Below are 12,550 nucleotides of genomic sequence, written 5' to 3'. Positions count from 1 at the left end.
GCTTCTGAAACGCAGGATACCTTCATGGCATCGTTTTTATGGAAGAATTATCGGTCTGCGCCATACCTTCATGATATGGATTATAAGGATACTATATTCTAACTAAAAAAAATTATCAAGTATTGAATCCAATCTTACGAAGCCATGCGGTTACGTCTTTGTTTGGGTTGCTTACTCTGGTAGCGTCATTGGGGTTTCTGTCAAATGCGCTGACATCAAGCCCTTCGCCGATAACTGCTTTGGGGCATAGCTTTTTTATGTCGTCAAGACTGCGCCCGAAGCGACTGCCGCCGTGGGTTACAAGTGGATAAATTGTCTTGCCAGAAAAATCGTAGGCTTCAAGAAAAGTGAATACCGGCATCGGCAATGTGCCCCACCAGTTTGGATAACACAAAAACACCGTGCCGTATTGTTCCATGTTGGCGACTTTTCCCGATATGGCGGGGCGGGCGTTGGCGTTCTGTTCCTGTTTTGCCGCTTTGGTACACTCATCGTAGTTATTTGGATAAGGCGTTACTGTTTTTATTTCAAACAGTACGCCGCCGGTTGCCTGCGCTATTTGTTCCGCAAGCGTTTTCGCGTTGCCGCTCCATGAAAAATAGGCGACAAGAATTTTGCTGTTCGTTGTTTGCGCTGTTAATTCCATGTTTACCCCCAATAGAATAAAAATGAATGTCAATAATATCAGTCTTTTCATAAAGAACCTCCGTTTGTGGTTTTTCTATTTTTAAGCCAAAAAATCAGCTTTAAAATATAATATGTTATTATAACATATATTCCTATTATGGATAAGGTTTGAATGTAAAATAAAATGATAGGCTTTTCCTGTGGCCAATAATCAAACGAAAATCCAAGAAATAATTTTGCGAACATATCCCTGTCGAAAAATGACCACACGCCGAACATGAAAAACAGCGTGGTAAAAATACGCATAAGGGTAATAACAAGGCGATTTTTGCCTATATATTTTGAGAAAATTCCCCAATGAAACCCAAGATGAACGCCGACAAAAGGCATAAGCCAGTAAGCGGCGGCGGTGTGTACCTCTCTTAAAGTTACTCCGCTTTCAAAGAGTAAAAAGGAAGGAGACCAAACCGCTTCCAATAGACCTGTTATGATCAATGTTGCCGCCGCTATTGCAAGCAATAAATTAAAGGTTGTCATCAGCATACGGCGCGGCGTGTATGCGCCATTGAAAATATTTATAAACCAATGGCGATTAATAAAAATGTGCGTTGCAAATAAAATAAAAATTGTTATGCCTATTAATATGTGGACGGTATCTCTTGCTAATCGTGGATTGTACGCGCATAACAACAGGGCGATCATACTTATATCGAGCGTTATGCGTATCGGTTGTTTTATTGCCATAAAAGCACCTTTTATTATTTTGCTGAAAAGCCTAAAATTGGGCATTTTGAAAGTAAATTTTTAGCGATTATCTACTTCTCTACATCACGAGCCTCGTCCTGCCCAACTTTTTTCGCTGTGTCCCAGTTCCATTCTGTCGTTAGCATGCTCATTTATTCTTTAACCGCCCTTTTATTTCATCAACAGACAATCCTTGATTTAGCAACTCAAGAAAATACTGGCGATCTTCTTCGCGTGCTTCCTCTCTACCTTGAGCCAAACCTTCTTCACGAGCCTCTTCCTGCCAAACTTTTTTCGCCGTGTCCCAATTCCATTCCGTTGTTAGCATATTCATTATCTCCTTGGCGTGTTTCTCCATTAACTCTTTTAATATATCATGTTTCCGGCAATATTGCACGGTCTTTTTTATCGCTTCTCTTAAGGATAATCCCCCACCCTGATACTCCCTTACTTTCGCTATAAACGCGCTGTATTGTTGCAACGTTTGGCACCTTTTCGCTATTTCCTCGTTCTTTCCCTTGTTTATGTTTAGTACCCTTACTTCCAACTCCAACGCCGGAAGCTCTTTTTTTGAAAGCCTTAAACTTTCTGTGCTTTCAAATAGCTCTGAAAGCTTTACTGTTTTCTCGTCGGGAAATGGCTTTACCCCGTTGTACAACACAAAGAATTCAGGTTTTGGAATTGAAATTTTTGTTGATGAGTAAATCTTTTCATCGTTGATGATTTTCTCATAAACCCTGCCTGTGTACATGAGCAGACGCAGAGCCATGTTCGGGTTTATGGTGGACTGATGTTCGATGAGAACGACCAGTTTTCCGCCGATTTCAAAGGATATGTCGTTGATCATATCCATGAACAGAATGTCCTCCAGGGTATTGATAACAACGGGGACATCGGGGCTGATGGTTACCCCCTCAAGGGCGCAGTAAAGTTCTCTTAAAACGTCAGGATTACTGAAGATGAAAGAGAAAATACTGTTTTTAAATTTCTTGTTTACATTTTCCATAAGTGACCTCCGAAAAAAAATTTTTTTGAGCCTTCAAAAAAGGTTCACCTATATATGGCGCGAGAGTGCCGTTTTGCTTGACTAAATTTGAAAAAATTTTAACTTTTTTTAAGGAATTTTTACCTCAAAACAGGTTTGTGATTAGTTTAAATAGCACGATATATGCCTAAGAAATTTCTTATGTACACTCAGGGCAGGGCGGGATCTCCCAGAGTTTTTGCCACCCGCAACCTGCCCTGACTGTACTGAATAAATTCTTTGGGCATACATCGTGTAGAGGAGAGGAGTTTCAAAAAACCCTAAAAAAAGTGATTAAAGCCCTTGCGTTACCATTGCATAAGCTTTCTAAAAAATCCGGTCAACAGATTGTTTATGTCAACAATACGAAACATTGCACATAACAGACAAACAATAAATAAAAAAATAAAATCTTTTAAAACTGGCAACTTCTTTTTTTGCAATATCTTTTGAAGAGCATACCCTGATGTATACCCTGCGGTATATCCCTTACATTTCATGGCGTTGTACACGCGCTCGGCGCGGTCAAAACTGCGAATTAATAATTGTCCCGCGAAACTGCCCATGTCCCTCATTTCAATTCCTTTTCTGTTGGGGCTTCTTAATGAATACGCGATACTCATTGAGTACGCTTCATTTAACAATACGCCGATGTAACGGTAGGTAAGTTCAAACATGACGATAAAAATTCCCGGCAGACGCAAGCGCCGCAACTCATTGGTAAGTTCGGAAAACCTAGTTACCGATACGAGTATTAAGATCGCCATTACGCACAAATAAGTTTTGAACAAAATTGAAAAAAAAGAAATAACACCACGGCTTATTATTAAACTGCCTATCACAAACGCCGTGTTTCTGTCAAAAATTATATTGCTTATTCCGGCAAAAAGGCAGAACGGCAGGGCGATAAGAAAACGCTTAAAAAGCATTGAGTATGGCGTTTCTGAAAGAGCCATGAGGAGCGCGGGATAAAAGATGTACGGTATCAAACGCCCCAAAGCGTACCTGTTAAACGAAACGACGGTTACGATAAAAACCGCCGTTGCCAATAACTTGGCAAGCGGGTTTAGGCGGTGAATACAGGTACTGCCTGAGGCTAATTCTTCAAGCGCGTACAGTTCGTATATTTTGTTTTTCATTATATAATTATACCCCCGAATTTTTCAAGCTTGAAACCATCGGCCTTGTCGCCGGAGCCTCCACGCCTAATACGGTAATTGACGTAATTGAAAAGGCGTTTTTTTAGTCATCCGCATAACCGTCTCTTATCTTATCGTCTACCCCTTGAGTGTACAATAGATTAAGAAGGTTTTATGACTTTTGTGAGTTGTTGCCGCATTGAGAGGGTATTTTCTCATATACCGAAGCGAAAACGCTGTTAATAGCTTTGTGTAAAACAAGCATCGTTCAATTCACTTTTCATTTTTCTTTTGTTCCGCTATGATCAACAATAATGGCCTCTGAACAACAATGTCTTAACGCACAATCCCTTGCCCTTGTCTCGGTTTTATTTCCACATGAGCAATGGATACCCACGGAAGCCAATATTTGGGTTGCCAAAAGCCGCCTTGTTGAGAAATATAAAGAACCTTAAAAGTGGAAAAGGGAAATGTCCCAAGTACGGATTTTAACCGGTAGGGGGAGCGTGGCGTACTTTTTGCCGGAACTGGAAATCAAGGGAGAAATCGGGAAAAGGTGCGCTGACTTGGTATTAGATGGGAAAATTGTAGAAATGAAAACCGTATCAGGAACAAGGGCAACTTTAGGAACCCAATTTAAGTATGGGTATAAACAAGGTTCTTTACTGACTGATAACTGTGCTTTAACCAAAGAACATTCGGTATTTATCTGGCTGATGTCCGCTATATCCGTAGGAAGTGTGAAAGCAAAAATTGCCGGAGAATTGAAAAATCGCCATGATAAAGGATCGTGTATATGTTTTTTTGAAAAAACTGGGGAACTGTACACATGGACTTATGAAGAACTACGGTCAATTATTGGCATAAAATAAATCGCCCGGCCCCGCATAAGCGAAGCCGGGTTCGGCAGAGGGGGCCACTTCGGACTTTTAGTCCGCCGCCGCCTCCTCCAGTGGCGTGTTCCTTTTCAGGAACATTTATAATATAGCACTTTTGAAGTTGATTGTCAAACAAAAAAATCAACATCTTTCGGTTTGATTTTTACATGAGGCACTACAGATTTCGCATTGCCTCTTTCCTTTGTTATTTGTCACCTATTTTTTGATTTCCCCTCTTTTTTAACAACTGAAATAATTAATACGGTAATCCCTGCAAGTAGAAATGTAAAAATACCGCCTAAAATTCCCGAAAGGGTTGTTCCTGCTGCTACGCCTTCTTCGCCAGCGTTGGAAAAATTGTAATCGGGCAGAAAGGCGGTTTTTTCCTGTATGGAAGCCGCTCCATTTAAAAAGGCATTTTCTTTTTCAATTTCTGTTGAACCGGTTATTTTTTTTATTGACCATTCAAGCCCGTCAGGGTGTGATGAAACAAACAGTGACAACAAGCCTCCGGTAATCAGCGTAATTACGGCAAGCGCGATAAGTACGTTTTTTACCGGCGTTTCATTTTTAATTGCCGTTCTTTCAAAACTGCTCTCCATAATTTCTGGGCGCATTTTATAAACAAAGAAAAGTACTGCGGCGGTTACAACGCCCTCGACAATACCAATCGCAAGGTGTATGGGCAGCATTAAAAGAACGAAACTTGAAAACGGTAATTCCGTAATGCCGGAAAATAATGTTTCAAGCACTACGCTAAACGCGCCAAGTTGCAAACTTACAACAATCGCAATAATAGAAGCCGTCGTTATTTTTCCAATTGTAATGTCTTTTTTTAACAGCGGTTTAAAAAGCAGAGGATACACAATCAAGCAGGGGATAACGCCCATATTAAAAATGTTACAACCGAGGGCAAGCAAGCCGCCATCGGCAAAGAACAGGCATTGAATAATTAATACCGCCGCAAGTGACAACAGTGCCGGAAAACTGCCAATCATAGCGGCAAGTAATATCCCACCTCCGATATGCCCGCTTGATCCCGTAGCGGGAATGGTAAAGTTGATCATCTGAGCGGCGAAAACAAACGCGCCCATCACGCCAATAATGGGGATTTTTTTCTCGCATAAATCGTCTTTTTTAATTTTTGAAACCGAATAACCGATAGCTGCGGCGCTTACAGCGCACATCGCTGTTCCCACAACAGGGGACAGTAAAGAATCTGCCATGTGCATAATAATTCCTCCTAAAAATAAAACTTAAAGCTTGTTACACAAGCCTAACTTGCGCCGCTTCTGAAACGCAAGACACCTTCGTGGTATCATTTTACTTTTATGGAAATTGCCAGTCTGCGCCATATCTTCATGGTATGGATTATATTGCACTATATCAAAAATCAGAAAAGATTGTCAAGGTCACGATTTGTGTTCTTTGTGTGAGAAAATTTTTCGAAAAATTTTCATTTTCGGTCAAGCGCCACGCATCCTCACGCCATATATAGGTGCCTGACCACTTGCAAGTGGTCAGGCAGAAAAAACTATTATGGAGTTGTTTATGGAAACAATCAATCAAAATCCTGCTATTTACGAGTGGGGACCCTTCCCTTTTGGGGACGGGGAGCGTATCTTGGACATCCGCTATGACCATGTGTTCAAAGCCGTATTTACCAGAGGCACATCAGCGTCAAGAGCGGCGTTGTCAGATTTGATTTCTACGCTTATCGGGCGTACTGTCGAGGTGGAAACAATCGTCGCTAATGAACCTGCTACAGATTTTCTGGGGCAGAAGAAAATCAGGTATGATATTTCCTGTATTAGCAAAAACGGAGAACCAATCGACGTAGAAATGTCATTTCACCCGATTGACGATGAATTGAATCGAATTGAGTATTTTGCGTCCAGATTATTTGTAGGGCAGGAGATAGAAGGTATCGAAAAAAACTATTCCGATTTAAAAGAAACTTATCAGATTTCGATACTGGCGCAAAAACCATTCTTCTCTGACAAATACCTAACGCATGTTTTTCAGTTTTATGATCCGCAGACCCAAGTTTCATTGGACGGCAAAATACGGATAATCACGCTGGAACTGGAAAAAGCCGCCGCCTTCATTGGCAAGCCGGTAGAAGAAATGACGAACGCGGAACAATGGGCGGCGTATTTTCAGTATTTGACAGATGAGACAAAAAGAGAGAAAATAAAAGAGATAATAGAACACGAGGAGGGAATAGCGATGGCTACTGACACACTGCGTAAAGTTTCAGCGGAATATGAAGCTTATGCGCTTCATACCAGCCTTATGAAAGGCGAACTTGATTGGCGGAGCGGAATGAAAGATGCTGAGCGAAGAGGCCGTAAGGAAGCCAATCTTGAAATCGCCCGAAAAATGAAAGCTGATAATATGCCTGTATCTCAGATTAGTAAATACACCGACCTCCCTCCAGAGACTATTGCCCAGTTGTAAATTAGTGGTTAGTGGGGAAAAGGACTTTTATCGCAAAGAACTCACACAAAGAGCGCAAAGGGACAAAGAACACAAAGGGAGAGAGAAGAGGGGGTTTTTGTCCGCAGGCTGGGCGCGGGCTTTACCGCTAATAGATGACTGTTACCAATTTTAAAAAACAGGCAAGCAGTATTAGCGTGAAATCTCTACGCTAATACTGCTTGCCTTCTTATCTTACTTTTTTCTCTATTCTATTCTCTTCTAAGAAGTCGGTGCGCTAGTTGATGTAGTAAACCCTATCTTGTACGCGCCGGTGCCTGAATACTGCGTAACCTTGATATAGTATGTCTGTCCCATTGTTACTGACCTTGAGGCATAAGTATTGCTTGAGTACAAGGTTGCGTTGATTCCGACCGAAGCTCCGCTACTGCTATACAGTTGCACAGTCACATAAGTCAAAGCGTCTGGGCTAAAGTGGATATACTGGGTATCCGCAGTTGCGGTAAAAGTAAACCACTGCACGCCATTTGCCACGGCAATATTGCCGTTTTGCCATGTGTTTATGGTAAGCGCGGTGGAGGTAGCGCCCGGAGTTATAAAACTTGTACTGAACGCTATTCTGTACGCGCCGAGGGTACTACTGTTATACGGCGTAACACTAATATAGTACGTCTGTCCCGTCACTACCGAGCGTGAGATAAAGAGATCGGTTCCCCATAAGTTATATCGTTCTCCGACCGTATTTCCGTTACTGTTATACAGTTGTACATACACGTCACTCAAGGCACCCTTCTCAAAGTGGATATACTGGGTAGCCGCAGTTGCGGTAAAGGTAAACCACTGTGTGCCGCCTGCCGTGGCAATATTACCGTCAACAAATGTGTTTGCTGCGGTAATCGCGGTGGGGGTAACGCCTGGAGGAATAACACCTGCAAACGCTATTCTGTATGCGCCGGTATAACTGCTATAAGGCGGTGTAACCCTGATATAGTATGTCTGTCCCGTTGTTACCGGCCGTGAGGTAGAAGTAGTGCTTGAATTCAAGGTTGTTGAATAATTGACCGTATTTCCGATGTTGTTATACACCTGCACAGACGCGCTAGTCAAAGCACCCGGGCTAAAGTAGATAAACTGAGGATTCGCAGTCGCGGTAAAGCTAAACCACTGCACGCTGTCTGCTGTGGCAATATTGCCGTCAACCCATGTATTTGCGGTAAGCGCGATGGGGAGGGTAGCGCCCGGAGGAGTTATAGTTGTATTGAACGCTATCTTGTACGTGCCACTCCCATCATACGGCGTAACTCTGATATAGTACGTCTGTCCCGTTGCTAACTGCCGTGAGGTAAAAAGATAACTTGAGTTCATGATTGTTGAGTCTTCTCCGACTATATTTCCGATACTGTTGTACACCTTAACATACGCGTAAGACAAACCGTCCCTTTGAAAGTGGATAAACTGAGTAGTTGCAGTTGCGGTAAAGCTAAACCACTGTGCGCCGTCTGTTGTGGCAATATTGCCGTCAGCAAATGTGTTTGCGGTAAGCGCGGTGGAGGTAACTCCCGGAGGAATAACACTTGCGCTGAACGCTATCTTGAACGTGCCATAATCTTCGTCGAAATTCGTTGTAACTCTGATATAGTATGTCTGTCCCGTTGTTACCTTCCGTGTTGTATATGTATTAGGAAAGCTGTTCCACAAGGTTGTTTTATCTCCGACTACAACTCCGTTGCTGTCACACAATTGCACATTCAAGCTAAGCGAAGAGTCTAATCCATAGTGGATAAACTGGGTATCCGCAGTCGCGGTAAAGCTAAACCACTGTTCGCCGCCTGCTGCGGCAATATTGCCTTCAGTCAATGTGTTTATGGTAAGCGCTGTGGGGGCGGTTGTCGGATAATTTAATATCTTATTTAACGCTATCTGGTACGCGCCGCTTTCGCCGCTAACCGCCGGTAATACTCTAATATAGTACACAAAACTCTTTGTTACACTAGTTGAAGAAAAATAGCTGTTGTTATCCAAAGAAGACCAATCTACATTATTACCGTTATTGTTATACACTACCGCATACACACCGCCACTTATAGCGGTTGAATTAAAGATGAGTTGAAAGTAATCATCGGTCGCGGTAAATCTAAACCACTGTTCGCCGTTTAACGGCATATTTCCGTCTACCCAAGCGCCATTTGTAAGCACAATAGCGTCTGCGGGACCTCCGTAGCCATTTATACCTTGGGGGCCGTCGGGACCTATCTGCCCTTCGGGACCTATTTGCCCTTCGGGACCTGTCTGCCCTTCGGGGCCTACTGGACCTACCGGTCCCACTGGACCTTCACACGCTATCATTGCAAAGAATATTACCGCCACAAGCGCGATAATGCCGAACGATTTTAATACGTTTTTCATAGAAAATTCCTCCTGTAATTTGATTGATTGATTTATAAAAAAGCCGCTTTTAAAAGCTAATGGCATTTTTCTGTTATTCATTTTTCACTTCTCCTTTTATCCGTTAAGGACTAGGCGGGGTAGATGACGTAGCAAACGCTATCCTGTACGCGCCGAGGGTGGTATCACTGTCAAACGGCGTAACCTTGATATAGTACGTCTGTCCCGTTGATACTGACCATTGGTCATTAAGATGGCTACTCCACAAGTTTATTGCGCTTCCAATACTAATTCCGCTACTGTTGTACAGTGTCACATACACGTCATTCAAAGTACTCGTATTATTAAGGTGGATAAACTGGGTATCCGCAGTCGCATTAAAGCTAAACCACTGTTCGCCGCCTACCGTGGTAATATTGCCGTTTTGCCATGTACCTGCTGCGGTAATCGTAGTTACGCCTGAGTCTGGAACTGACGGCGCAGTAGTTGACGTATTAAATCCTATCCTGTATGTACCGCTTTCACTGCTGTAATCCGGTGTAACTTTGATATAGTACATCTGTCCCGATGTTACCGTCCGTGAGACAAGGTCGCTTCCGTATAAGGGATGTTGGTCTCCGATCGTAACTCCGTTGTTGTCATACAATTGCACATCCACGTAATACAAAGTACCAGGTTTAAAGTGGATATACTGGGAATTCGCAGTCGAGGTAAAGCTAAACCACTGTTCGCCCCCTGCCGTGGCAATATTGCCATCAGTCCATTTGTTGATGGTAAGCGCGGTGGGGGTATTGCCCGGAGTAATGAAACTTGCGCTGAACGCTATCTTGTATGTGCCGCTATTAGAAAACGCCGTAACTTTGATATAATACATATTGCTGTTTGTTACCGTCTGTGAGGTATAGAAGTCGCCGGACGTGGTTGACCTATCCCCCACTACATTACCGCTATTGTCATACAGTTGTATATACACATAAGACAAAGCGTCCTTTTTAAAGTAGATATACTGGGTATCCGCAGTCGCGGTAAAGCTAAACCACTGCGAGTTGCCTGTTGTGGCAATACTGCCGTTTTGCCATGTGTCTACAGTAAGCGCAGTTACGCCTATGCTTGGAAGCGTTATTGGCGGCGGAGCAGATGATGCAGTTAACGCTATCCTGTACGCGCCGCTACTACTGCTTGGATACGGCGTAACCTTGATATAATAAATGCTGGTGTTTGTTGTCTCCCCTGAGATATAGAGATTTTCTAAGTACAAGTTTATTGGGCCTCCAAGCGTATATCCGTCGCTGTCATACAGTAGTACATTCACGCTTGCTAAAGCACCCGGTTCAAAGTAGATATAGTGGTAATCCGTAGTCGCGGTAAACTTAAACCACTGTACGCCGCCTGCTGTGGTAATATTACCGTTAGCCCATTCGTTTACGGTAAGTGTTGTTACGCCTGTAGTTGGTAGCGTTATTGGCGGTGGGGCATCTGACGCAGTAAACCCTATCCTGTACGTGCCACTTCCTGAAAACGGCATAACCTTTATATAGCACATGCTGCCGCTTGTTACCTCCCCTGAGGTATAGAAATAATAGCTGCCCAAGTTTTCGTCTCTGAGCATATTTCCTCTGTTATCATACAATTGTACATACACGCCAGCCAAAGTACCCGGTTCAAAGTGAATATACTGGGTATTCGCAGTCGCGGTAAAGCTAAACCACTGTATGCCGCTTTCTGTGGCAATACTGCCGTTTTGCCATGTGTTTTCGGTAAGTGCGGTGGAGGTAACGCCCGGAGGAGTTATAGTTGCGCTAAACGCTATCTTGTATGCGCCAGTGCCTAAATACGGCGTAACCTTGATATAGTAAACATTGCCGCTTGTTGCAATCCCTGAGACAGAAGGAGTGCCTGAGTCCAACCCTCCGCTTGCAATATCATTTCCATTACTGTCATACAGTTGCACCCACACGTAACTCAAAGTGCCAGGATCAAAGTGTATAAACTGGATAGCCGCAGTCGCGGTAAAGGAAAACCACTGTACGCCGCTTGTTGTAGCAATACTGCCGTTTTGCCATGTATTTAAGGTGAGCGCGGTGTGGGTAACGCCAGGAGGAACAATATTTTCGCCGAATGTCATTCTGTACGTGCCGCTGTAAGTGCTTGAATATGGCGTAACCCTGACATAGTACACGCTGCCGCTTGTTACCTTCCATGATGCATAAGGATAGCTTGTATCTAAATTTTTTGGAGATCCGACTATAACTCCATTGCTGTCACACAATTGCACATACACGTCAGACAAAGTACCAGAAGCAAAGTGGATAAACTGGGTATCCGCAGTCGCGGTAAAGGTAAACCACTGTTCGCCGCCTACAGTGGCAATATTGCCGTCAGCCCATGTGTTTACTGCGGTAAGTGCTGTGGGAGTGGTTGGCGGGAAATTTAACGCTCTATTTAACGCTATCTGGTAAGCGCCGGTTTCGCCTATGTCATTCGGACTTACTCTAATATAGTACATAAAACCCTTTGTCACGCTGTCTGAATAAACATTACTGTCATTCAAAGAAACCCACGGTGGTGACGACGATGACAGCGGACTGCCGTCATTGTAATACCCTGCCACCTTCACGCTGCTCATAGTGCTTGATTTAAAGATGAGTTGAAAGTAATTATTTGTCGCGGTAAATCGAAACCACTGATCGCCTCCCGCCGTCAGGTTGCCGTCTACCCAAACGCCGTCCGTAAGCAAAATGGTGTTTTCAAGGCCTCCGTAGCCATCCGGACCTATGGGGCCTGTCTGACCACCGGGACCTGCCTGACCATCGGGGCCTGCCTGACCTGTGGGACCTGTCTGACCTGTGGGGCCTATGGGTCCGACCGTGCCTTCACACGCCGTCATTGCAAACCCAATTGCCGCTACAAGCGTGATAATTGCTAAAATGCGAAGCATCTTAGCAAAATTTGATTTCAATTTTTTCATTGAAAAATCCTCCTATTAATTGATTGATTTATAAAAATGCCACTCCTAAAAGCGAATGACGTTTTTCCAAATTGGGGAAAATATGGCGTTGTTTGGACAGACCTCTGTCCTGAAATTGACTGTAGTGGGAAAGATATTTCTTTAAAGAATAAGTTGTCGGGGGGGGGGGGGGGGGGATATTATCATCGGAGAGATTTGTGTCGGGAATTTGGTATTAATAGCGACTTTTTGCCCCATTAAGAGTATTTTGCGGTTTTTTGGCGTGTTTGTCAAGTAAAATATTGATTATTTTTTTTTTTTTTTGAATTTACCAAACCTTTGTTTCACCTTAGGTTTTAAACATTTT

At 43.3% G+C, this 12,550-nt stretch carries 10 protein-coding genes; 3 read left to right on the top strand and 7 right to left on the bottom strand.

From position 1 onward, the window contains the following. Positions 1 to 115: 115 nt before the first annotated feature. The 4 genes from ACYVRA_RS04435 to cbiQ form a co-directional block, all read right to left on the bottom strand. The gene (locus ACYVRA_RS04435) at positions 116 to 697 is read right to left on the bottom strand and encodes a flavodoxin (RefSeq protein WP_461251544.1); all 582 of its coding nucleotides are present in this window, start codon (positions 695 to 697) and stop codon (positions 116 to 118) included. Next, complete coding sequence (locus tag ACYVRA_RS04430) at positions 694 to 1,371, bottom strand: DUF4405 domain-containing protein (protein ID WP_461251543.1); 678 nt, start codon at positions 1,369 to 1,371, stop codon at positions 694 to 696. The genes ACYVRA_RS04435 and ACYVRA_RS04430 overlap by 4 nt, the downstream gene beginning before the upstream one ends. Positions 1,372 to 1,519: 148 nt before the next feature. After that, positions 1,520 to 2,377, bottom strand: a complete 858-nt coding sequence (locus ACYVRA_RS04425; RefSeq protein WP_461251542.1) for an Rpn family recombination-promoting nuclease/putative transposase — start codon at positions 2,375 to 2,377, stop codon at positions 1,520 to 1,522. A 326-nt stretch (positions 2,378 to 2,703) separates the two neighbouring features. Then, complete coding sequence (gene cbiQ, locus ACYVRA_RS04420) at positions 2,704 to 3,534, bottom strand: cobalt ECF transporter T component CbiQ (RefSeq protein WP_461251541.1); 831 nt, start codon at positions 3,532 to 3,534, stop codon at positions 2,704 to 2,706. Between the two features lie 314 nt (positions 3,535 to 3,848). Here cbiQ and ACYVRA_RS04415 point away from each other — a divergent pair, with 314 nt between their 5' ends. Both ACYVRA_RS04415 and ACYVRA_RS04410 read left to right on the top strand, forming a co-directional pair. Beyond that, the gene (locus ACYVRA_RS04415; protein WP_461251540.1) at positions 3,849 to 3,989 is read left to right on the top strand and encodes a hypothetical protein; all 141 of its coding nucleotides are present in this window, start codon (positions 3,849 to 3,851) and stop codon (positions 3,987 to 3,989) included. A 15-nt stretch (positions 3,990 to 4,004) separates the two neighbouring features. Continuing rightward, entirely contained in the window at positions 4,005 to 4,406 is a 402-nt protein-coding gene (locus tag ACYVRA_RS04410; RefSeq protein ID WP_461251539.1) for a hypothetical protein, read from the top strand. Positions 4,407 to 4,624: 218 nt separating this feature from the next. On the opposite strand, the gene ACYVRA_RS04405 is transcribed toward ACYVRA_RS04410, so the two are convergent. Continuing rightward, entirely contained in the window at positions 4,625 to 5,638 is a 1,014-nt protein-coding gene (locus tag ACYVRA_RS04405; RefSeq protein WP_461251538.1) for an energy-coupling factor ABC transporter permease, read from the bottom strand. A 325-nt stretch (positions 5,639 to 5,963) separates the two neighbouring features. Between ACYVRA_RS04405 and ACYVRA_RS04400 the strand changes: the two genes are divergently transcribed. Further along, on the top strand, positions 5,964 to 6,872 hold the full coding sequence (locus tag ACYVRA_RS04400; protein ID WP_461251537.1) for an Rpn family recombination-promoting nuclease/putative transposase: 909 nt from the start codon (positions 5,964 to 5,966) through the stop codon (positions 6,870 to 6,872). Positions 6,873 to 7,112: 240 nt separating this feature from the next. Here ACYVRA_RS04400 and ACYVRA_RS04395 read toward each other — a convergent pair whose 3' ends face one another. After that, complete coding sequence (locus ACYVRA_RS04395) at positions 7,113 to 9,338, bottom strand: hypothetical protein (RefSeq protein WP_461251536.1); 2,226 nt, start codon at positions 9,336 to 9,338, stop codon at positions 7,113 to 7,115. Between the two features lie 22 nt (positions 9,339 to 9,360). Further along, positions 9,361 to 12,204 (bottom strand): collagen-like triple helix repeat-containing protein, encoded by a 2,844-nt coding sequence (locus tag ACYVRA_RS04390; RefSeq protein ID WP_461251535.1) that lies wholly within the window; start codon positions 12,202 to 12,204, stop codon positions 9,361 to 9,363. Between the last annotated feature and the right edge of the window lie 346 nt (positions 12,205 to 12,550).

This window comes from Treponema sp. R8-4-B8 (assembly GCF_054786175.1).
The sequence above is the reverse complement of the archived record's forward strand: the minus strand, read 5'-3'. Positions and strand labels throughout refer to the sequence as shown.